This is a genomic window from Pedobacter sandarakinus (assembly GCF_026240095.1).
Classification (GTDB): domain Bacteria; phylum Bacteroidota; class Bacteroidia; order Sphingobacteriales; family Sphingobacteriaceae; genus Pedobacter; species Pedobacter sandarakinus.
Map to the genome: position 1 here is coordinate 256,722 of NZ_JAPIVG010000005.1, position 21,649 is coordinate 278,370.

Annotated in this window: 19 protein-coding genes; 9 read left to right on the top strand and 10 right to left on the bottom strand. The window is 40.5% G+C overall.

Annotated elements, in window-relative coordinates; translation table 11 throughout:
* Positions 1-31 precede the first annotated feature (31 nt).
* The 7 genes from OQ268_RS14985 to OQ268_RS15010 all read right to left on the bottom strand — a co-directional run bounded on the left by OQ268_RS14985 (position 32) and on the right by OQ268_RS15010 (position 8,656).
* Positions 32-1,150, bottom strand: coding sequence for a sensor protein KdpD (locus OQ268_RS14985; RefSeq protein WP_265857230.1), 1,119 nt, complete (start codon positions 1,148-1,150; stop codon positions 32-34).
* Positions 1,151-1,207: 57 nt separating this feature from the next.
* Positions 1,208-2,278, bottom strand: a complete 1,071-nt coding sequence (locus OQ268_RS14990) for a porin (protein ID WP_265857232.1) — start codon at positions 2,276-2,278, stop codon at positions 1,208-1,210.
* A 40-nt stretch (positions 2,279-2,318) separates the two neighbouring features.
* Positions 2,319-2,879 (bottom strand): potassium-transporting ATPase subunit KdpC, encoded by a 561-nt coding sequence (gene kdpC / locus OQ268_RS14995; protein ID WP_265857234.1) that lies wholly within the window; start codon positions 2,877-2,879, stop codon positions 2,319-2,321.
* Between the two features lie 51 nt (positions 2,880-2,930).
* Entirely contained in the window at positions 2,931-4,958 is a 2,028-nt protein-coding gene (gene kdpB / locus OQ268_RS15000) for a potassium-transporting ATPase subunit KdpB (protein ID WP_265857236.1), read from the bottom strand.
* A gap of 101 nt (positions 4,959-5,059) precedes the next feature.
* Positions 5,060-6,781, bottom strand: coding sequence for a potassium-transporting ATPase subunit KdpA (gene kdpA, locus OQ268_RS15005; protein WP_265857238.1), 1,722 nt, complete (start codon positions 6,779-6,781; stop codon positions 5,060-5,062).
* Positions 6,782-6,783: 2 nt separating this feature from the next.
* Positions 6,784-6,861: a K(+)-transporting ATPase subunit F gene (gene kdpF, locus OQ268_RS17980; protein ID WP_407674013.1), complete on the bottom strand. Its 78-nt coding sequence runs from the start codon at positions 6,859-6,861 to the stop codon at positions 6,784-6,786.
* Positions 6,862-7,321: 460 nt separating this feature from the next.
* Positions 7,322-8,656 (bottom strand): sigma-54-dependent transcriptional regulator, encoded by a 1,335-nt coding sequence (locus OQ268_RS15010; RefSeq protein ID WP_265857240.1) that lies wholly within the window; start codon positions 8,654-8,656, stop codon positions 7,322-7,324.
* 106 nt (positions 8,657-8,762) lie between these two features.
* Between OQ268_RS15010 and OQ268_RS15015 the strand changes: the two genes are divergently transcribed.
* The 8 genes from OQ268_RS15015 to OQ268_RS15050 all read left to right on the top strand — a co-directional run bounded on the left by OQ268_RS15015 (position 8,763) and on the right by OQ268_RS15050 (position 18,886).
* Positions 8,763-11,231 carry a PIG-L family deacetylase gene (locus OQ268_RS15015; protein WP_265857242.1) on the top strand — a complete coding sequence of 823 codons (2,469 nt, stop codon included), beginning with the start codon at positions 8,763-8,765 and terminating at the stop codon, positions 11,229-11,231.
* Between the two features lie 102 nt (positions 11,232-11,333).
* Positions 11,334-13,025, top strand: coding sequence for a sodium:solute symporter (locus tag OQ268_RS15020; protein WP_265857245.1), 1,692 nt, complete (start codon positions 11,334-11,336; stop codon positions 13,023-13,025).
* Between the two features lie 31 nt (positions 13,026-13,056).
* A complete protein-coding gene (locus tag OQ268_RS15025; RefSeq protein ID WP_265857247.1) occupies positions 13,057-13,575 on the top strand; it encodes a DUF2911 domain-containing protein in 519 nt (172 codons plus the stop codon).
* Positions 13,576-13,749: 174 nt separating this feature from the next.
* Positions 13,750-15,792 carry a glycoside hydrolase domain-containing protein gene (locus OQ268_RS15030; RefSeq protein ID WP_265857249.1) on the top strand — a complete coding sequence of 681 codons (2,043 nt, stop codon included), beginning with the start codon at positions 13,750-13,752 and terminating at the stop codon, positions 15,790-15,792.
* 106 nt (positions 15,793-15,898) lie between these two features.
* Positions 15,899-16,090, top strand: a complete 192-nt coding sequence (locus OQ268_RS15035; protein WP_265857251.1) for a hypothetical protein — start codon at positions 15,899-15,901, stop codon at positions 16,088-16,090.
* 278 nt (positions 16,091-16,368) lie between these two features.
* On the top strand, positions 16,369-17,382 hold the full coding sequence (locus OQ268_RS15040) for a zinc-binding alcohol dehydrogenase family protein (RefSeq protein WP_265857252.1): 1,014 nt from the start codon (positions 16,369-16,371) through the stop codon (positions 17,380-17,382).
* Positions 17,383-17,470: 88 nt separating this feature from the next.
* Positions 17,471-17,929, top strand: coding sequence for an NUDIX domain-containing protein (locus tag OQ268_RS15045; RefSeq protein ID WP_265857253.1), 459 nt, complete (start codon positions 17,471-17,473; stop codon positions 17,927-17,929).
* 99 nt (positions 17,930-18,028) lie between these two features.
* Complete coding sequence (locus OQ268_RS15050) at positions 18,029-18,886, top strand: NAD(P)-dependent oxidoreductase (protein WP_265857255.1); 858 nt, start codon at positions 18,029-18,031, stop codon at positions 18,884-18,886.
* A gap of 53 nt (positions 18,887-18,939) precedes the next feature.
* On the opposite strand, the gene OQ268_RS15055 is transcribed toward OQ268_RS15050, so the two are convergent.
* Together OQ268_RS15055 and OQ268_RS15060 are read right to left on the bottom strand one after the other, a co-directional pair.
* A complete protein-coding gene (locus OQ268_RS15055) occupies positions 18,940-19,122 on the bottom strand; it encodes a hypothetical protein (RefSeq protein WP_265857257.1) in 183 nt (60 codons plus the stop codon).
* Positions 19,123-19,145: 23 nt separating this feature from the next.
* Positions 19,146-20,066, bottom strand: coding sequence for a diacylglycerol/lipid kinase family protein (locus OQ268_RS15060; protein ID WP_265857259.1), 921 nt, complete (start codon positions 20,064-20,066; stop codon positions 19,146-19,148).
* A gap of 64 nt (positions 20,067-20,130) precedes the next feature.
* Here OQ268_RS15060 and surE point away from each other — a divergent pair, with 64 nt between their 5' ends.
* Positions 20,131-20,859: a 5'/3'-nucleotidase SurE gene (surE, locus tag OQ268_RS15065; protein ID WP_265857261.1), complete on the top strand. Its 729-nt coding sequence runs from the start codon at positions 20,131-20,133 to the stop codon at positions 20,857-20,859.
* Here surE and OQ268_RS15070 read toward each other — a convergent pair whose 3' ends face one another.
* The gene (locus OQ268_RS15070) at positions 20,860-21,402 is read right to left on the bottom strand and encodes a lipocalin family protein (RefSeq protein ID WP_265857262.1); all 543 of its coding nucleotides are present in this window, start codon (positions 21,400-21,402) and stop codon (positions 20,860-20,862) included.
* Positions 21,403-21,649: the final 247 nt, after the last annotated feature.

Genomic DNA, 21,649 nt, shown 5'->3' on the forward strand with positions numbered 1-21,649 from the left:
TTAATCTATGATTACAGATTGTATCTAACGGCTAGGAGAGAATGACCAAATCAATTTCTTTGGCAGCTAAATTACGCAACAGTTGATTAAAAATTGCCGTCCTTAAGATTACCTGGAAAATATTTAAATGCGGTTTGCCTATGCAGATGGTGGTAATCTCTTTTGCTACAGCCGTATCAATGATGGTTTGTGTAATTTGGTTACTCTTCACTTTAACTACCTCTGCCCCCAGTTCAGTTGCCAATTTAAAATGGTTAATCAAGTGTCGCTGTTTATCTAGCTTAATTCTATCCGAGCTTTCTGCATCACTCTGCACGTAGAGTACGATCCAAGGCGAATGATAATATGAAGCAAGCCTGGCCGTTTTACGAATTACCACGCCAGCGGTTTCGGCGTTTGCCGATATACAAGCCAAAAAACGTTCGGGCCTCAGCTTGATGGATTTCGGAATCTCTGTCTGAATTTTCCGTTCGACCTGGTGAACCACTTCTTTTAATGCCAGTTCTCTAAGCTGTAAAATTTTATCAGCCTGGAAGAAATTTTGCAGTGCCCTTTCTATTTTGCTGTTGTCGTAAATCTTTCCTTCTTTAAGCCTTGTTATCAGTTCATCGGCTGTTAAATCGATATTTACAATTTCATCAGCAATTTCCAAGATCTTATCAGGAATACGTTCGGTTATGCTAATGCCGGTAATGTGCTCAATTTCCTCATTTATACTTTCTAAATGTTGGATGTTTACTGCAGAAATCACATTAATCCCCGCCTCAAGCAAATCGAATACATCTTGCCAGCGCTTGCCATTTTTACTCCCTTCGGCATTTGTATGGGCAAGTTCATCAACCACCACAATTTCTGGATGACGGTTTAAAATACCTTGCAGATCCATCTCTTCAATTTCTTTGCCTCGATAGAAAATTTTCTTTCGAGGAATTAGACTTAATCCTGCCACCAGCGCTTCAGTTTCTATCCGCTTATGGGTTTCAATATAGCCTATACAAACATCAATTCCATTACGCGCCAACGCATGAGATTCTTGTAGCATGCGGTAGCTTTTTCCAACGCCCGCACTCATTCCAATATAGATTTTAAGTTTACCCCTTCTTGATTTTTGAATGAGTCGCAGAAAATGTTTTACAGAATCTTCTTCCATGGCTTTAAATGATGAACACTATTGTCATAAACAGGTGCAAAATAGTTGCTAACGCAATTAAAACGATACTGCAATACTTGCCGTCAATGCAGTATTCGCATTTACCATCGTTTGATTTCGTTCGAATATTTGATCCTTGCTATCGTAAGTTTTTCCTTCCAACCTAATTAAGGCATTAGGAATTGGAGCATAATCAATGTTTAAAGAATATCCCTTTGTTTTAAATCCGTTGGGTGTAGCCGTGGCAATAAAGATACCATTGCGATCATTGTAATATTCAAATCTTCCGGCCAGCGCCCATTTTTCTGCAAACTTATATTGCGCTATTAATACAGGAGAGAAAATTTCGTTTGTACCTTTGCTACCTTTTGTTTTCTGCTGCGTTCCATAATCAAATCCCAGGGTTAATCCGAGTTTATTATTAAGCTGTATAATGCCATAAATATTATGGTATACCCGGTTTACACCAACCGAATCTACGCCTTCAACGCCAACATAGTTGCTGTAGTTTATGGTAAATGAATCACTAGGTTTCCAGGTTATTTGCAGCCCACCCGCAGGCTTGTTGTTACCCGTTTGCCGGCTAATTCTTTGCCATCCATTAAGGTAAAGTAAAGTCGCTGCAAGTTTTCCATCGGCAGTTGCATAACTAATTTTCGCTCCAGACTCGTAGTATGGTGTGTTTTCTGAAGAAATGTTTCTTGTGAGTACCCAGCAATCTTTGGCAATGGCACTTTCAAAACCAATATGTGAGGAAAAAATTCCGGCATCGACCCAAAGGTTCTCTGTTTGAGACAATTTAATACCCGCATTGGCTTCAAATATGTTTTTAAGCACACCTGGTTCTGCTGCTAAATTTGCATTGGGATAGGTTCCGGCCATTAATGCCAGGTTTGCCCTAATGTTAGCACTTTCATAGGTCGCTTTAACAAAGCCTAAATTTAGGTTTACTTCATTGGCCCTATTGTGTGAATAAATGAACGAAGGACGGTTATGTTCTGCAGGTTTGTTAAAATCGTAGTTATAATAGGTTTCCAAATAGCCTGAAAATTTAACTTTTGCGTCTGTTTGCGCAAAGGCAGTGCATGTTGTTGTTATTAAACTAAATAAGATGATGATTTTTTTCATTTCAATTTTTTATCAAGATGAGTTTGTTTTAAAGTGATGATTATAAATTATCCAAAGCTGAATTCAGCTTTAAAACATTTACCACCGGCGGGCCAAATAAGCCCATAAAAGATCTTTCTGTGTTCATAGAAACTAGTTCTCTCACTTTCTGCAAAGTAATTTTTCGGGCTGTGGCCACCCTGGCAACTTGAATTGCGGCACCTTGCTCAGAAATATCAGGATCTAAGCCACTGCCGGAAGCGGTAACTAAGTCTGCAGGGATTTCCGAAATTTTTAGTCCTGGATTGTATTTCATCAGGGTGTCTATCCTGGCTTGTACCTCTTTTAGGTAGTCTGGGTTTGATGGGCCTTTGTTTGATCCGGCAGAACCGGCTGCATTATAGCTGGCAGCTGATGGTCTTCCCCAAAAATATTTCGCTTGGGTAAACGACTGGCCAAGCAGGCTATAACCAACTGTTTTTCCATTTTTGATAATTTTTTCTCCATCACCTTTTCCTTTTGAGAATCTTCCGGCGATAGCAATGCTAATGGGATAGATTAGGCATAGCAACACGATCAAAACTAAGGTTAATCGCAGAGATGGTATGATGTACTTTTTCATGATTTTTTTGCTTGTGGGAAGTATGATGTTTCTCACGATTCCCGGTAATACTTATACTAATAATCCAATACAGAGGTCGATTAATTTAATGCCAATGAACGGAGCAACCACGCCACCTATACCATAGATAAATAGGTTTCTTCGCAGTAAAGCGGTGGCACCTATGGGTTTGTAAGCGACGCCTTTCAGGGCCAAGGGAATTAATATTGGAATGATGATGGCATTAAAAATTACGGCAGACATGATGGCGCTTTCCGGAGAATGCAGGCCCATAATATTTAAATGTTGCAGCGCCGGAATAGAGGCAATAAATAATGCAGGTACAATGGCGAAATACTTGGCTACATCGTTTGCGATTGAGAATGTGGTTAAGGTTCCCCTGGTAATTAATAGCTGTTTCCCAATTTCTACAATTTCAATCAATTTGGTGGGGTCATTATCTAAATCGACCATATTGCCAGCTTCTTTGGCGGCTTGCGTGCCACTGTTCATGGCCACACCCACATCTGCCTGTGCAAGTGCAGGTGCATCATTGGTACCATCGCCCATCATGGCAACCAGTTTACCCAATGCTTGTTCGTCTTTTATGTAGTTCATTTTATCCTCAGGCTTTGCTTCAGCGATAAAATCATCTACACCGGCTTTTTCTGCAATGTATTTGGCAGTTAACGGGTTATCTCCGGTAACCATTACGGTTTTAACACCCATTTTACGCAGTCTTTCAAATCGTTCGCTGATGCCAGGTTTGATGATATCCTGAAGCTCAATTACGCCCAGAGCTTGTTCATTTTCGGCTACCACCAACGGCGTGCCTCCATTGGTTGCAATTTCTTTCACCCGTGTTTGCAAATCTGTGGGGAAAACATGTCCGGCACGTTCCACCATGTTTCTTATTGAATCAAAAGCGCCTTTTCTAATCCTTCGTCCGTCGGTAGTATCCATTCCGCTGGCACGGGTTTCTGCTGTGAATTTGATAAACTGGGCGTTTGCTGGTATGGTTTGAACCTCAATGCCTTGTGCTTTGGCAAGCTCGAGTATTGATTTCCCTTCAGGGGTTTCATCAGCCAGCGAGCTCAATACACAAGCATCAATGAAAACACTACTGTTCACATTTTCTGTCGGATAGAAATTGGTGGCTTTACGGTTGCCAATGGTAATGGTGCCGGTTTTATCCAACAACAAAACATCAATGTCTCCTGCGGTTTCTACTGCCTTACCAGATTTTGTGATTACGTTGGCCCGCAGGGCCCTGTCCATACCGGCAATGCCAATAGCCGAAAGTAGCCCTCCGATGGTTGTCGGTATTAAACATACGAACAGAGAAATCAATGCAGCAATGGTTATAGGCGTGTTGGCATAGTCTGCAAATGGCTTAAGTGTTACACATACAATGATGAACACGAGTGTAAAACTGGCCAATAGAATGGTTAGCGCAATTTCATTAGGTGTTTTCTGGCGAGATGCACCTTCAACCAGAGCAATCATTTTATCGAGGAAGCTTTCGCCAGGGGCGGTACTAACTTTAACTTTGATTTCGTCAGACAATACTTTCGTTCCGCCGGTAACCGAAGATTTATCGCCGCCAGACTCACGGATAACGGGTGCCGACTCGCCAGTAATGGCAGATTCGTCGATAGTAGCAATACCTTCGATAATTTCGCCATCAGTTGGAATGGTGTCGCCGGCTTCACAAATGAAAATATCGTCTTTTTGCAATTGATTTGAAGAGCGGATTTCTACCTTCCCATTCGAAAGCATTACTTTCGCCGGGGTTTCTTCACGGGTTTTTCTCAAGCTGTCGGCCTGGGCTTTACCTCGTGCTTCTGCAATGGCCTCGGCAAAATTGGCGAATAGCACTGTTAAAAAAAGGATTACGAAAATAAAGAAATTGTAAAGTGGAGCGCCTTCATCGCCATGTGTAATGGAATACACCGTTACATAGGCCATTACAAGCGTACCTATTTCTACAGTAAACATTACCGGGTTGCGAACCATTACTCTCGGATCGAGTTTTATAAACGACTGCTTTAATGCAGTTTGCACTAAGGCAGGTTCAAACAATTTATTATTGGGTTTCATTTTATTTACTTTAAATTAATTTTTTGTAAAGGCTGTTTATTTTGGGAATACAAAACCGCAAAGCGCTTAATTATTTAATTCTCATGATACATTTCCAATAGCTATCGGCCAACCAACGTAAAATATTCTGCCAACGGACCTAAGGCAAGGGCAGGAAAATACGAGAGCGCATTCAATACCATAATCACAGCGAAAGTCATCAAGGCAAAGGTTTTAGTATCTGTTTTTAATGTTCCGGCAGATTCGGGAATAAATTTTTTGGCACCTAGTAAACCTGCAATGGCAACCGGACCAATAATTGGTAAAAACCTTCCCAGGAAAATAATCACTCCGGTAAGTATGTTCCAGAAGGTATTATTATCGCCCAGGCCTTCAAAACCCGATCCGTTGTTGGCATTTGATGAGGTAATTTCATACAGCATTTCAGAAAAGCCATGGAAGCCAGGGTTATTAAGCCAGTTTTTAGGTTGCACTGCCCATGCTGCATCGCCAGAATTGGTAAATACAAAGCTTGCAATTGCGGTGCCCGCTAGAATTAAAAAGGGACTTAAAAGGGTAATAATGGCGGCGATTTTGATTTCCCTTGCCTCAACTTTATGACCCAAAAATTCTGGCGTTCTGCCAACCATTAATCCAGAGATAAATACTGCAATAACGAGATAGATGAAATAATTAAGCAAACCAACGCCACAACCTCCATAAAATGCATTTATCATCATAGCCAATAATTGCCATAAACCTGTTAAGGGCATACTACTATCATGCATGCTGTTTACCGAGCCGGTAGAGATAATGGTGGTAACGGTACTCCAATAGGCAGAAGCCGCAGGTCCGAAGCGAACCTCCTTGCCTTCCATTGCCCCGGTAGTTTGCGAAATGCCGATTTTCGCCAATGCAGGGTTGCCGCTTAATTCTGATGTTAGCGACGGAATTAGTAGCATGAACATACCGATAGTCATGATGCCGAAAATTGTCCACCCTAGTTTTTTTCTGCGGATGAAATAGCCGAATGCAATAACCATTGCCATTGGAATAATTACCTGTGCCACCAGTTCTACCATGTTGGTGAAATAGCTTGGGTTTTCAAATGGATGGGCAGAATTTACACCAAAATAGCCGCCGCCGTTTGTGCCCAGATGTTTTATAGCGATCATTTGGGCAGCAGGTCCACGCGATACGTTTACGGTATCTCCCTGCATCGTAACAAACTGGTCTTTACCCTGGTAGCTTGAGGGGGTGCCGTTGAAACTTAGTATTAAAGCCACAACAAGCGCAAGAGGAAGCAATAAACGGGTAATTGCCCGAACAAAAAATTCGAAGAAATTTCCCAAGGCAGCAGTAGTTTTATCTCTAAAAGCTTTAAACAAAACTACTGCAGCCGCAATACCTGTTGCCGCACTTACAAATTGCAGAAACATAAGTACAAATTGCTGCGAAAGGTAGCTTACCCCGGTTTCGCCCGAGTAATGCTGGAGATTACAATTCGCCACAAAACTAATGATGGTGTTAAACGCTAAATCAGGTGTCATCCCGGGGTTTCCATCAGGGTTAAGTGGTAATTTATCTTGAAACAACAACACAAAAAAGCCATATACTAACCAGATTAAATTGATGGTTAGCAAAGCTTTTAGATGCTGTTTCCAAGTCATTTGTTCTTTGATGTTAATACCCGAGAGTTTATATATGCCCTTTTCTAGTGGTATTAAGAAGTCTGTCCATACCTTTTCGCCGGCAAAAACCTTAGATAAGTATTTACCCAGTGGTATGGCAATGATTAAGGTAAGTAGGAACGTGGCAACAATGCCAAAGAGTTCAGTGTTCATTGTTAAAATTTTTCGGGTTTAAGCAGCACGTAAATCATGTAGATAAATACGGCTAGGGAAATAATGAATAGTGCTAACATGGCTTTAGATTTTTTCGAAAAAGTCGATTGATTTGTAACTTGCCCAACAGAGCAATAGGATACTTAAAAACAAAATAACTGTCATAACTTTAATAGATTTATAAAGCCTATTGCCAACAGTAATGCCATTACACTGAGTGTATTATTAACCTACTGACTGTTAGCTGATTAATTGTTTATTTTCTTGTTTTGGTGATTTTTGAAGAATGGAAACCTTTCCATTTTGGAAGGGTTTTTATCAGTTTGGAAGGGAATAGATTCTTCCTGCGGGGATAAATAAACAGTCATGACGAACATGGCAATGCACTTTTTTGTTTGGAAAAAAGGCTTTTGTAGCTAAACCCGGTTGCAGCGGATACAGGCCCCAAGCCTAAGGCCTGAAGCCGTATGAGCGTAAAACGGGGCTTGCGAAAACATGAAAAACAGGTTTTGCTTTTCTAATTATAAATACCGGCAGCGATTAATCGGTAATTTGATAGCTTTCTATTTTGCGGTAAAGCGTGGTGAGGCCGATACCCAAGAGCCGGGCGGTTTCAGTTTTATTGCCTTTTGTATGTGCAAGTACTTTTTTGATATGCACTTTTTCTACCTCATCGAGATTGTAGGGATCCTCTATAGGCGTATGACCCAAAAATTCTGTTGGTAGGGCAGACATGCTCATGTGGTTTCCATCGGCAAGGATAACCAGCCTTTCGATTACATTTTTAAGTTCTCTGATGTTTCCTTTCCAGTAGTGGGTTTGGAAAGCCTTGAGAATTTCCTCATCGATTACCATCTCTGGATGATTGACTTTAACCGAAAATTCCTTTAAATAATGGTTGGCTAGCAAGGGAATGTCATTTTTTCTTTCGCGTAGGGGAGGAAGCATAATCGTGAAAACGGCTAGCCTGTAATATAAATCTGAGCGGAATTTGCCCGAGTCGGCATCGGCTTTTAGATCTTTATTTGTGGCCGCCAAGATGCGAACATTAACTTGGTTGGTACGTGTATCGCCAACTTTTATAAAGCTTTGGCTTTCTAACACACGCAGCAACTTGGCTTGCAGATCGAGGTTCATCTCGCCAATCTCATCTAAGAAAAGTGTGCCTCCATTGGCCTCTTCCAACAGGCCTTTTTTGTCTTTATTGGCGCCGGTGAAGGCGCCGGCTTTGTAGCCAAAAAGTTCACTCTCTAGCAAATCGGGACTGAAACCGCTACAGTTTAAGGCCACAAAGGGCTTCGTTGCCCGGTTACTCTCGTAATGGATAGATTGTGCAAAAACCTCTTTGCCCGTGCCTGTTTCGCCGAGCAGAAGTACGGTTGTGTCTGTAACGCTTACTTTTTTTGCTAATGCTATGGCATCATTGAGGGTTCTTGAATTTCCTATAATGGTATCGAAACGATGTTTTCGGGCAATTTTATCTTCCAAATCAAACACTCGTTTTTGCAGGTTTGCCTTATCTATTGCTTTGTAAAGCAGGGGAATAATTTTATCGTTGTCATCGCCCTTTACCAGATAATCGAATGCACCATTTTTAATGGCCAAAACCCCATCAGAAACGGTGCCATAAGCGGTAAGGTTAATTACCTCTACGAAAGGTTTTAAAGCTTTAATGTCTTTAACCAATGCCACGCCATTTACATCGGGCAACTTTACATCGCTTATTACAATGCTTACATCGTGGTTTTTTAAAAGCTTGAGGCCCTCTTTGCCATTTTCAGCTTGCAAAGTTTTAAAACCTTCTAGCTCGATTATGCGAGCGAGTAAACTACTGATTTTTTTTTCGTCATCGATGATGAGGATGATCCCATTCATAACCCTAAATTATGCCACAATATTAATTATTTGTTTGTACCTTTTTCGTTTCTACTGCACTAAATAAAACCTTTTTAAGCATATTTGGGTCGACAAAGCAAATTTTATGTTTAAAAAGATAGCTGTATTAGTTACGATCGGTTTTTTCTCTATTGCGGCTGTGGCGCAACAAGTTCGTCCTTCAAAATCATCAGAAATTTACCGTGAATTAAAAACATTGAAACAGATACCGAAGGTTTTATACCTTGCTGCGCACCCAGATGATGAAAATACGGGTTTGCTATCGTGGCTAATTAACGATCAGCATGTAGAAACTGCCTACTTATCATTAACCAGGGGAGACGGAGGACAGAACTTACTTGGTAACGAGCAAGGTGCTGCCTTGGGTTTGATTAGAACACACGAATTATTAGAGGCGAGAAAATTAGATGGCGCCCAACAGTTTTTTACCCGGGCCATTGATTTTGGATTCTCTAAAAACACAACGGACACCTTTAAACAATGGGATGCTGACAGCATTACGGCAGATGTGGTTTGGGTAATTAGAAAATTTCGCCCTGATGTGATTATTTGTCGTTTTCCACCAACAGCCGCCGCCGGACATGGGCAGCATGCCGCTTCTGCCGTGGTTGCAGAAAAGGCATTTAAGCTCGCCGGAGATAAAAGCGCCTTCCCCAATCAACTTAAGTATGTGGATGTTTGGCAACCTAAGCGCCTGGTGTGGAACACTTTTAGGTTCGGAGGAACCAATACAACATCAGAAAGCCAGTTTAAGGTAAACGTTGGGCAATACGATGCGCAATTGGGCATGGGTTATGGGGAATTGGCAGGATTGAGTAGAAGTTTACACAAAAGCCAGGGTGCAGGCACGCAATCTGTTGCTGGTATGCGAACGGAGTATTTTACACCTGTATTGGGCGAACCTGCTAAGCGAAGCCTTTTTGATGGTTTAAACCTTAGCTGGAGCGATAAAGGCGTGGGCGATTTAGATGAATTAGTTGATATTGTGTTGTTGTCTTTCGATTATAACCAACCTGCTAAAAGCTTACATGGTTTATTAATGCTAAGAAAGAAAATTGGAGAAATAAACGATGCAAATTTAAGAAAGGAAAAGCTTGCAGCCATAGATCGGATTATTTTAAGTGCAGCAGGATTTATGGGTGAGATTGTTACCAACCAGGCTGAGGCTGTTGCAGGCAATGGGTACAATTTCAGATTGAATTTAATTGCCAGGGCAGACACTCCCGTAATTTTAGAAAGCGTAAATTGGATAAACCAAACTGATAATTTATTGCAACAGTTACCAAACGATTCTTTATTTACCCTTGAACGAAAAATTATACTGCCTGCAAATAGCGCTGTTAGCGAACCTTATTGGTTGGCTAAGCCGCCAAAAAATGCCGCAACTTTTAGTGTAGCAAATGATACCCTAATTGGTATGCCTGAAGTGCCACCGGCACTAAATGTTGTTGTTGGGTTGAAGATAGCTGGCGAGAAATTTACAGTCAACCTACCTCTATCTTACAAAAAATTAGATCCGGTAAAAGGCGATGTTGTAGAAGCATTGCGGATTGTACCCCCTTTAGATGTAGCTTTTGCAGACCCTGTGTATTTTGCAAAAGAAAAGGAGAGTTTAGTTATTGCTGTACGTTTTAGGGCAAACAAAAATATTAACGATGGAAAAGTCGCATTCAAAATTGGCGATCAGGTTATTGGTAGTTTTGGAAACATAAATTTATCTGCGAATACCATCACTACGAAATCGTTTACCATTCCGGCTGATGATTTAAAGAAAATTAAGCAAAGTCAGAACAAACTTGAGGCAGTGGTAACCGCAGAAGGCGGAAGGTATAGCACCGGGCAGAAGTTAATCCAATACCCGCACTTACCCACCTTACAATATTTTGAACCCGCTACGGCTTGGTTACTTAAAGACGATGTGAAAGTACTGGCCACCAAGATTGGCTATATCGAAGGTGCTGGTGATGTAATTCCTGCTTTTTTAAGGCAGGCAGGTTTGCAGGTTGATGTATTAACTGAGGCAGATATTTTAAATGCCAGCAAACTGGCCACTTATGATGCAATTGTAACAGGTGTACGGGTAATCAATACAGAGAAAAGAATCAAAAACTGGCAAGTTGCCTTACGGAATTATGTAGAAAATGGTGGTACAATGGTGATGCAGTACAACACCACACAAGATATGGCCTTACAGGATTTTGGCATTTATCCGCTTTCAATTTCGGGCAAGCGGGTAACCGAAGAAAATGCAGAAGCAAGGTTGATCGATCCGAAACACAAGCTTTTAAATTATCCTAACAAAATAACTGCAGCAGATTTTAAAGGATGGGTGCAGGAGCGAGGTGCCTATTTTCCAGATAAATGGGATGAGCATTATGAGCCGCTCTTTGAGATGAACGACACCGGTGAAGAACCATTGAAGGGTGCTACACTCTATGCCAAATTCGGTAAAGGGAACTTTATTTATTCTCCACTTGCTTTCTTCAGGCAATTTCCTGCGGGAAATGTTGGTGCAGCCAGGTTATTTTTCAATTTTATATCGGCAGGAAAATAATATGAAAAATCAGCTAAAAAATTGGAATACCTGGTACCTCCTGTTGACTGCGGCATTGGTGTTTCAAATTTTTCTGTACTACCTCTTTACTAAAATTTGGGCATGAGCAGTATAGATTGGATTGTGCTTATTGCCACACTTTTGGTTATCGTGGTCTATGGGGTTTTCATAGGCAGAGGCCAGAAAAGTAATGCCTCATACCTAAAGGCCGATAATAAAATGCCATGGTACATTGTGCTTCTTGGTATCATGGCTACTCAAGCAAGTGCAATTACCTTTTTATCTGCACCGGGGCAGGCCTATACCGATGGTATGCGCTTCGTTCAATACTACTTTGGTTTGCCGTTGGCGATGATTGTCATCTGCATTACGTTCATTCCGATCTTCCAGAAGCTGAATGTTTACACTGCCTATGAGTACCTGGAAAATCGTTTTGATAAGAAAACGAGGGTACTTACATCCTTACTGTTTCTATTTTCCAGGGGATTATCTACTGGTATTAGCATCTACGCTCCGAGCATCATTTTATCGAGCGTACTTAACTGGAACATTTACCTTACCAATGTTTTAACGGGTGGTATTTTATTAATTTATACTTATGTTGGCGGCGCTAAAGCCATTGCCCACACCCAAAAACTTCAGTTCTTAATTATCTTGGGAACAATGGGTTTCGCCGCATTTCTACTCATTCAGAATATGCCAAACGGCGTTGGCTTTAAAGATGCATTATACCTGGCAGGCAAATCGGGTAAACTAAATGTGATTACAACAGATTTCGACTGGAAAGATAAATACAACATTTGGAGTGGTTTGATTGGTGGTTTCTTCCTGGCGCTTTCTTACTTCGGTACCGATCAAAGTCAGGTTGGGCGTTACATAACTGCTAAAGATAATACCAATGCCAAAATGGGATTATTGTTAAATGGTTTGGTTAAAATACCCATGCAATTTGCTATTTTATTAATTGGCGCATTGTTATTTGCTTTCTTCTCGCTGAAGCCTGCACCCATTTATTTTAACGAGCGTTCTTATCAATCGCTTAAAGATACCAGGCCACAGGAAGCGGCCGTGTTTGAGAAGGAGCACCAGTTATTAGAAAAGCAGTTTAATCTCCAGGCTAAGACGATCCTCAAAGAGAAAGCGGCAAATGCGCCTACATTAACAGCTTCAATTGATAAGTTTAAGGCTACACAACAACAGGTAAAGGTTTTACATGGCAAGGTTGAAGATGCCATCAATCAATCGAACCTTAATGCCGAAAAAACTGATACCAATTATATCTTTCTATACTTCGTTAAAAATACACTCCCGGTGGGGATGGTCGGGCTGCTATTTGCAGTTATATTTTTAGCCAGCTGGGGTTCTATTTCTGCTGCACTAAATTCGCTGGCGGCTTGCTCACTTAAAGACGTACATCTCATTTTTAGCAAAGACCAGCCTGACGATCGCCAGGAATTAAGATTTAGCAGGTTGCATACCTTGGCCTGGGGAATTTTTTCTATTGCCGTGGCTATGTTTGCCACACAAATGGGATCTTTAATTGAAGCGGTAAACGTGCTGGGTTCGCTATTTTATGGCCCAATTCTCGGTATTTTCTTAGTGGCTTTCTATTTTAAAAAGATAGATGGCCCTTTGGTATTTATTTCGGCAATATTATCAGAAATTATGGTAATCGCCGTTTATGAATTTGATGTCGTTTCATTCTTATGGCTAAATGTGGTTGGTGCAGCGGCAGTAATTATCTTTTCGACTTTAGGATTATTATTTTATCGTCCTAAAGTTTTAAATTCGTAAAAAAAACAACAAAACAGATAATAATATTACTATGAGAACAATGATTAAATCCATCGCTTTGCTTTTTACGGCAATTACGATTTCGGTAAGTGCGATGGCACAAGATGCACAGCCTAAACCAAGTCCGGCGGCTACTGCGACTGGTAAGGTTAAAAATGCTACTATTACCATCACCTACAGCAGTCCTGCGGTTAAAGGGCGTAAAATCTGGGGTGGTTTAGAAGCTTGGGATAAAGTTTGGCGTGCAGGCGCAAACGAAGCCACCACTTTCGAAACCGATAAAGATATTATGGTAGAAGGCAAAGCATTGCCAGCAGGGAAGTATAGTTTTTTCTTAATCCCGAAAGAAAGCGGCACCTGGACAGCCATTTTTAACAAAGAGCCAAAACAATGGGGTGCTTACAAATATGAGGAATCGAAAGACGCATTACGCGTTGATGTAAAAACAAAAGCATTGAAAGCTACTCAAGAACGTTTGGTTTACAAAATTACTAAATCTGGCTTTTCATTAGAATGGGATAAAATCGCTGTTCCGGTAATGATTAAATAAGTACCAAGACATTTTTTGAAGGCCATTTCGGATATTTCGGAATGGCTTTTTTGTTGCACAAGCATTCGTAAATTAACCAATACATAAGTTTTACTTCAGCTTAAAATATTATTTTCGGCAGATAAATACTCTAAGATGAAGCTTGCCATTAAAACCTTATCCATACTGCTGTTGATGAAACTGAATATTTTAGCCCAACAGCCGTCTCGTATTTTTTCCATCACCCAACACAAGCCTGTAGAATTGGTAAATGTTTTTTTAGGCTCATCTGGCGATCATGGTCAAATGTCCCCGGCAGCATCTTATCCCTTTTCTATGCTAAGTATTGGTCCGCAAACGTATCCGAAGACACATATGGGCTATGAATACCTGGCCAAAAAATTTGAGGGTTTTACCCATAACCGGTTCGAAGGAGTGGGATGCCAGGGTTCTGGGGGAAACATTTTCGTTAAACCTTTCCTGGGCAACGATCCCAAAAAATCAATATTGATAAAATCTTCAGAAAAAGCATCTCCGGGATATTACGAAGTTGGTTTCGAAAATCGGATTAAAGCCAGCTTTGCAGTGCTAGGAAATTTGGGCAAACATGTATATCAGTTTCCAAAGGGAGATAAAGGGATCTATCTTGATTTGGGATATGCTTTTAACGGTGCTTTTGTAAAAGAAGAACATACGCTTAACAAAAACGCACTCTCTGGATGGATCGAATCGAAAACGACATGCGGCGCAGGAAAATACCGCATTTACTATTACCTGAAATTGGAGGGCAATGCAACATGGGTACAGCAATCTAAGCATGAGTTTGTAGCGAAAATAGACGAAAGTGCCACTTCTGCTGAACTTAACGTGGCACTTTCTTCAGTAGACACAGAAGCGGCCAAAGCAGATATAAGCACCAAGACCCTGGCCGCCCTTAAGGTACAAAGTGCCACAGATTGGAATAATCAGCTGGCGAAAATAGCGGTTAGTGGCGATATGGAAAGTGCAAAATTATTTTATTCGTTATTATATCGTACGATGCAGTCGCCCTATGTTATATCAGAAAGCAATGGGCAATACCGGAATACAAAAGGCGAATTAAAAACCGACCGACAAATCCGATACAATGGTTGGGCCATTTGGGATAATTATAGAACTCAGCTTCCTTTACTTTCGCTAATTGCACAAGATCGTTACGCTGGCATGGTTACATCTATTGCCGACTTGTATAACTCAGGAAAAAAAGATTATGCTGGTCAATACGAACCATCTAACACCGTAAGGTCTGAGCATGCGATTGTTGTTTTATTGGATGCCTACCGAAAGGGCTATCCCGTAAATTTTAACCAGATTATCGATTCCTTAGAAAAAGAAGTTGCTGGCCTGGACTACAAATCGCCAGATAAAGCCTTAGAAAGCAGTTACGATAATTGGGCGCTCTCAGAAATCTATACAATCTTAAATAATACTGAAAAGGCACAGGTTTACAAACGTAAGGCGCTGGAATACAAAACCTATTGGAACAAAGATTTTAAAGATTTAAGTAAGAACGATGTAGACAGGATGCAGGCTAGAGGATTATACCAAGGAACCATTTGGCAATATCGCTGGTTTGTGCCGTACGATTTTAAAGGTTTGATTGAACTAGATGGAGGGGAGGAAGCTTATATCGCCAAATTAGATGAGTTTTTCGAGCGAGATTTATATAATCATGCCAACGAACCCGATCTTCAGGTTCCGTTAATGTATAACGTAACCGATCAGGGTTTTAAATCCCAATATTGGATGCGCCAGATTGCCGCAGATACTGTTATTCAAAATTATTTTAACGATAACAGCCGGGGAATAGGAAGCTACATAGGGAAAATTTACCGCAACCAACCGCAGGCATACCTGCGCACTATGGACGATGATGCAGGCGCCATGAGTGCCTGGTATGTGTTTGCCGCAAGTGGGTTTTCTCCAGCATGCGTAGGTTGGCCAGTTTACTATTTAAATGTTCCTCTTTTTACTAGCTTAAACTTTCAGCTTCCTAACGGGAAGAATTTTAAGATAGAGGTAGAAAATTTCAGTCCGAAAAACAAATATATCAAACAGGTATTCCTGAACGGGAAGCTTTGGAACAAAAATTTCATCACCCAGGATGACATCAATAAAGGAGGCATCTTAAAAATTGTATCTGCAGCAGTTCCGGTTAAAAAGTCGCTTACCGAAAATTGGATATCGACCATTGAGTAATAGCTTTTACGAGCGCTTGATGTACTGTAACAATTGCGACGAATTTTTTAGTTTGAAGCAAACAAAATATTGCCTGCAATGTTATTGAAGCTATAAAAGATACATTATGGCACCTTTAAAGATAAGCGAAGAACAACATGCTAATTTAAGCAACAAGAACAACACCACCACAATTTATGATCAGCCGTTAGCACTTCATCCAGAAGCCTACAAAGTAAAAGGTCCATCGCCAGAAAAGATGAGTACCGTTTCCTCGTCTCTGCGTAGCTATGCACATGGTCTGTACGGATTGCTATAGGTAAAGCGTACGCTCAAAAAAGGTTTAATAATTACAAGATATGGGGATTTGTTTAACAGGTTCCCTTTTTTATTGCATCCAATTTAGTTAATGAATTCAAGCGCTTTGATTTGTTTTATCGTGTGATGCTACCAAATAATTTACGTGGTGTCAAAAAAAACTAAATTAAGTGCAATTTTGCGTAGACGGCCATCAACATACCCAATCAGTTGGTATTTTAGCTTAAAATTCGGCCACTCTCCAGTGGCGTAATACATTTATTCATTTTAAACAGATTTATGAAAGCCATAGGATTTAAAACATCGCTACCTATTGAGGAAACAAATAGTTTCATTCAGTTTGAAAAAGAAATACCACAACCTACACAAAGACAGTTATTGGTAAAGATTGAAGCCGTTAGCGTAAACCCTGTTGATTACAAGATAAGGCAAAATAGCCTGAAAGAGCAGGTGTCTGATGAGCCAAAAATCATTGGGTGGGATGCCGTAGGCGTTGTTGAAGCAGTTGGAGATAATGTATCATTATTTAATGTTGGCGATCGGGTTTTTTATGCGGGCGACCTCAACAAAGCGGGATCAAACCAGGAATTTCAATTGGTTGATGAAAGGATCGTTGGTTGTGCTCCCAGACAGTTATCTACTGAAGAGATCGCTGCATTACCGCTTACTGCACTTACCGCTTACGAAATCTTATTCGATCGGATGCGCCTGAGCAAAACCAAGGATGAAGGAAAATCGATCTTGATTATTGGTGGTGCAGGTGGTGTGGGCTCTATCGCCATTCAAATTGCTAAACAGGTGTTGGGCTTACAAGTAATCGCTACGGCATCCAGAGAAAACTCTGTGGACTGGTGTAAAAAAATGGGTGCCGATGTAGTCGTTAATCATAAAAATCTGGTAGCAGATATGAAGGCCGCGGGATATGATCAGGTAAATTACATCCTCGATTTTGTAGATGTTAACCAATATTGGGATGCGTTTGTAGTGCTGATTAAACCACAAGGACAAATTGGCTCCATCAGCGATCCGACAGGGCCTGTAAACCTTCGTCAACTAAAAGGGAAAAGTGTTAGTTTCCATTGGGAGTTGATGTTTACAAGATCAATGTTCGAAACCGACGATATGGAACAACAGCATACCATCTTAAATACGATCGCCAATTGGGTAGATGAGGGCATTATCTCCAGTACGCTTACCACTACATTGCATGGCCTGTCAGTAGAAAGTTTGAAGGAAGCGCACCGTCAGCTTGAATCAGGTACCACAATTGGCAAACTGGTAATTAAGTTTTAGCGTTCCAAGCTATCTACCAAACCAAACCTTTAATAAGCAATATTGTATTATTCTTATTGAATGATAATTATTTGTAAATCTTAGTCGAATGAGACAGAGTGCTGGATTGTTACTTTACCGGAAAGTTGGCTCCGAGTTATCTTTTTTCCTCGTGCATCCGGGAGGGCCATTTTATGTAAAAAAGCATTTGGGTGTGTGGTCAATTCCTAAGGGAGAATTCGAAGGAGATGAGTTACCTTTGGATGCAGCTATCAGGGAATTTGAGGAAGAAGTGGGTACAAAAGTCGAAGGAGAATTCATCGAGCTTGAACCCATTATCCAAAAAGGCGGTAAAAAAGTATTGTGTTGGGCAGTTGAAGGAAATCTTGATCCAAATACATTGGTAAGCAATACTTTCGATATGGAATGGCCGCCTAAGTCTGGTAAAACAGCAAGTTTTGTAGAGATTGACAAGGGAGATTGGTTTACCTACGGTGAAGCCATTAAAGTTATTAAAGACAGGCAAATACCATTGCTCGATCAGTTGGTAACCATTTTGAAACCTTAAGCTTCCACCGTAACGATCAATTTATTTCCAGGAGGTATTAATTTACATTGACAAAATTTAATTTATTTTCGTCAATTTAACCATCAAGATTAATTTAACATGAATAATATACGGATAGGATTTATCGGTCTTGGGAATATGGGTAAGCCCATGGCCGAACAATTATTACAAGCAGAATACCCGCTAACAGTCTTCAACAGAGATCAGGAGAAACAGTCTCCATTGGTGAAACTTGGTGCAAAGGCTGCCGAGAATCCAGCTGAAGCCGCTGCGGAATCTGATTTTATCATCATCATGGTGTCTGATGATCGTGCCATAAAGGCAATTTTTGAAGGGGAAAATGGATTATCCCATATTAATCTAAAAGATAAAATCATCATTAACATGAGTACGGTTTCGCCTGGCATTTCGAAGGAAATAGCTGCACTTTGTCAGGCTCAAGGCGGCGAATATCTTGATGCACCCGTTTCAGGAAGTGTAAAGCAAGCAGAAACAGGTCAGTTGGTAATTATGGTGGGTGGTAAACATGCTGCTTTTGAAAAGACAAAACCTATACTTAATGTAATGGGCAAACTCGCTAATTTAGTAGGAGATACAGGGGCTGGCAACAACGCCAAATTGGCTATTAATTCGCTCTTGGCCTTATATGCACAAGGACTGGCCGAAACCGTTCTTTTTGCTCAAGAAAAAGGAATTGAACCTGCAGCTCTTTTAGAATTAATCGGCAATGCCGCCATAGGAAATACCTTTACAAAAATAAAAGGTGATGCAATCCTCGCAGACAACTACAAAGCTGCCTTTGCTTTAAAACACATCGTTAAAGATTTGAAACTAGCACAAGCAGAAGGAATCTCTACACCTTTAGTATCTGCAGCACTTAAAACTTTCGAAAGCGCCGAAAAGCAATATGGGGAAGAAGATATAATCGCCATTCTAAAGGCGTTAGACATAAAGTAATGTATTTCTCAGTATATAATTGATCGGTCAATCATCGCAAGGTGGTTGATCGATTATTGTTTAATCGTTATCGTTCTGCCCGTTACCAAATAGAATTCGTAAATGTTATAGAGGCCATCATCTGTAATTTCGATTTTTTCTACCAAACCGGTTTTACTAAAGGTATCCGTCACCATGTCGCCAATTTTCACTTCACGCAGCACGTCTTTAGGTGTATCGTTATTTAATCTAATCATTGTTCGAAATTAATTATTCGCGCTTACACTAACGCATCTTTGTTTACAATTACTTCAATTAAGCGGTGCATTATGCCAATAGTTAGTTCATAGGGTTTATGTTGATTAATGATCTCATCATCAATATGAAAATCTTTCCCTTTCCAGCTTATTTTTATCTCTTTGGCTAACACCGGCTTTATTGGAAAAGCAGGTTTTTTCCCCTTTGCAATTTCCTCTATGTACTTTTCCATCACCTTGCGTTTACTTTCTTCTATGATAACCACATCGAAAAATCCATCGCCGGGATCGGCTTTTTCACTTAATTTTAAATTTGGGCCAAGCCTGGAAATATTCATCACCTCTACAAGGAGGCATTTCTTTTCAACGAGTTTTCCATCAAGCAGCAATTTGCAACTAACAGCCGGATAGTTTCGGGTAATTTCCAGAAGTGTTTTCAGTGCCAACTCAAACTCCTCTTCAGCGGTTTCAATGTGGTCTGTGTCTAGTTTTGTGAGGGTAGTTATGAGTTTTGGAAATAATCCAAATCCCAACGCCTCAATGAAATAAGCTGCTTTTTTAAGTCCTAAAGCTTGTCCAACATCGAAATTTCGAAGTTTGTAATCATCCCAGGTTGATACATTTTTACTTACATCTTCATTAATTCCTAACGAAGTAGCAATATTGTTGGCTGTACCAAAAGGTAGCAAAGCAATTGGTCTTTTAAACTTCAACTGCTTGGTAAGCAAATTCATAATGGTTTTTCTAATGGTTCCGTCGCCGCCTGCAATAGCGATAAACTGTGTTTCAGGGGCAATATCTTTAAGCGATTTTTTTTCTGATGATGCATACGAACATGTGTAGCCGTGCTTTTTCATGATCTTTATGATCTCTTTCTTACCGTAATTGCCTTCTCCGGCGCTCGGATTATGGATCAACCTCACCAGTTTATCTGCTTTTTTCATATTGCTATGAACAATACCATAGGAATTAGGTTTTGACTATATACCTATTTAAAAACATTTAATTATGAATATTCTTATTACAAATGATGATGGCATCTACAGCCCGGGAATTGCAGCCTTAGCCAAAATTGCAGTTCAGTTTGGCACAGTTAGAATCGTTGCGCCCGATGTTGAACAATCATCGATGGGCCATGCAATTACCCATTCCAGGCCGTTGTCTATCAAATCATCACCTATAACTTTCGAGAACATTCAGGCACATCGTGTTAATGGCACACCTGCAGATTGTGTTGCACTAGGTCTGCACATGTATCCAGATACGCAAGTGGTGCTTTCAGGAATCAACATGGGGCCAAATCTTGGCAACTCGATGTGGCATTCTGGCACGCTTGCAGCAGCTAAACAGGCTGTCTTATTGGGTGTGAAGGGAATCGCTTTGAGCACGCCCGTGGGCAAAACAGAGCCTGATTTCGATGGTCTAGCACCGTTTGTGGCACAAGTGTTTAATTTATTATTGAAAGATGATGAACTGGGTTTGTATAACGTAAACTTTCCACCAGCGCCGAAAGACATCAGATGGACCCGTCAATCTGTTAGATTATACGATGGTCATGTGGTTCCAGGCGTCGATCCGATGGAACGCAAACATTATTGGATTACCGTAACCCCACTTGAAGCTGCAGAGGAAAATACGGATCGTTGGGCGGTGGAAAATGATTTCGTTTCGATAACACCCCTTCGTTTAGATTTAACAGATGAGCAGGAATTGGAAGGAAAAATACACCACCATTAACTATTGGTCGTGTTTGGTCCAAACCAGTTTTTTGGTTTCATAACCTAATGCTACTGCTTTTTTTAAGTAGGCTTGTTTTATCGTTTCTGGAATGGTGGTGGTGCGAGATAGAATCCACATATAATCGAGATTGTTTCCTACTACCAAAGCATATTGGTAGTTTGGATCGATTTCAATTACGTTATATCCGGCGTAAAATGGGCCGAAGAAAGAAACCTTAAGTCGGCCTTCTGTGGGTTCATTCACAAATTTAGCTTTGCCCACACTTTGTTTCCATTCTTTCTTAACATAGTCGTACCCACGGTTATCAACTTTGATGCTACCGTCATCATTTAGCGTGTATGTCGCCGTAACATTATTCAGATTTTTTTCAAATCTGAAATCGAAGCGGGCAATCTCATACCATTTACCCAAATATTTGTCTTTTTGGAAAGGGTTAACCGCGATGGCACCTTTTGGGATGGAAACACTGCAGCTGGCGTAACACAAAACAATAGCGCCTAATGTGGCTAATAAAACCGAATTCCGAAGCTTATTATTCATTTTCAACTTGTCTGTGTTTTAAACAAGAAGGTTGTTAAAATGTTTCTTCAAAATTGCTTTTGCATCTATCACAATGGCCTAAATTTGATTGCTGGTAATAGACATTCTCAATAGTTTATGGTATATTTAAATGATGTTACACAATGCTAACTTACTAGATCTCCAATCATGTTAATTTTCCTTATTCCCGCTTATTTTGTGTTGTTTTTCGGTTGGCTGCTTTATGCAGGAATCATAAAGAAGAATT

What these genes read in the sequence shown, in the direction of transcription:
- OQ268_RS14985 (WP_265857230.1), bottom strand. Translation starts at nt 1,150, where the DNA reads ATGGAAGAAGATTCTGTAAAACATTTTCTGCGACTCATTCAAAAATCA.
- OQ268_RS14990 (WP_265857232.1), bottom strand. Translation starts at nt 2,278, where the DNA reads ATGAAAAAAATCATCATCTTATTTAGTTTAATAACAACAACATGCACT.
- kdpC (WP_265857234.1), bottom strand. Translation starts at nt 2,879, where the DNA reads ATGAAAAAGTACATCATACCATCTCTGCGATTAACCTTAGTTTTGATC.
- kdpB (WP_265857236.1), bottom strand. Translation starts at nt 4,958, where the DNA reads ATGAAACCCAATAATAAATTGTTTGAACCTGCCTTAGTGCAAACTGCA.
- kdpA (WP_265857238.1), bottom strand. Translation starts at nt 6,781, where the DNA reads ATGAACACTGAACTCTTTGGCATTGTTGCCACGTTCCTACTTACCTTA.
- kdpF (WP_407674013.1), bottom strand. Translation starts at nt 6,861, where the DNA reads ATGTTAGCACTATTCATTATTTCCCTAGCCGTATTTATCTACATGATT.
- OQ268_RS15010 (WP_265857240.1), bottom strand. Translation starts at nt 8,656, where the DNA reads ATGAATGGGATCATCCTCATCATCGATGACGAAAAAAAAATCAGTAGT.
- OQ268_RS15015 (WP_265857242.1), top strand. Translation starts at nt 8,763, where the DNA reads ATGTTTAAAAAGATAGCTGTATTAGTTACGATCGGTTTTTTCTCTATT.
- OQ268_RS15020 (WP_265857245.1), top strand. Translation starts at nt 11,334, where the DNA reads ATGAGCAGTATAGATTGGATTGTGCTTATTGCCACACTTTTGGTTATC.
- OQ268_RS15025 (WP_265857247.1), top strand. Translation starts at nt 13,057, where the DNA reads ATGAGAACAATGATTAAATCCATCGCTTTGCTTTTTACGGCAATTACG.
- OQ268_RS15030 (WP_265857249.1), top strand. Translation starts at nt 13,750, where the DNA reads ATGAAACTGAATATTTTAGCCCAACAGCCGTCTCGTATTTTTTCCATC.
- OQ268_RS15035 (WP_265857251.1), top strand. Translation starts at nt 15,899, where the DNA reads ATGGCACCTTTAAAGATAAGCGAAGAACAACATGCTAATTTAAGCAAC.
- OQ268_RS15040 (WP_265857252.1), top strand. Translation starts at nt 16,369, where the DNA reads ATGAAAGCCATAGGATTTAAAACATCGCTACCTATTGAGGAAACAAAT.
- OQ268_RS15045 (WP_265857253.1), top strand. Translation starts at nt 17,471, where the DNA reads ATGAGACAGAGTGCTGGATTGTTACTTTACCGGAAAGTTGGCTCCGAG.
- OQ268_RS15050 (WP_265857255.1), top strand. Translation starts at nt 18,029, where the DNA reads ATGAATAATATACGGATAGGATTTATCGGTCTTGGGAATATGGGTAAG.
- OQ268_RS15055 (WP_265857257.1), bottom strand. Translation starts at nt 19,122, where the DNA reads ATGATTAGATTAAATAACGATACACCTAAAGACGTGCTGCGTGAAGTG.
- OQ268_RS15060 (WP_265857259.1), bottom strand. Translation starts at nt 20,066, where the DNA reads ATGAAAAAAGCAGATAAACTGGTGAGGTTGATCCATAATCCGAGCGCC.
- surE (WP_265857261.1), top strand. Translation starts at nt 20,131, where the DNA reads ATGAATATTCTTATTACAAATGATGATGGCATCTACAGCCCGGGAATT.
- OQ268_RS15070 (WP_265857262.1), bottom strand. Translation starts at nt 21,402, where the DNA reads ATGAATAATAAGCTTCGGAATTCGGTTTTATTAGCCACATTAGGCGCT.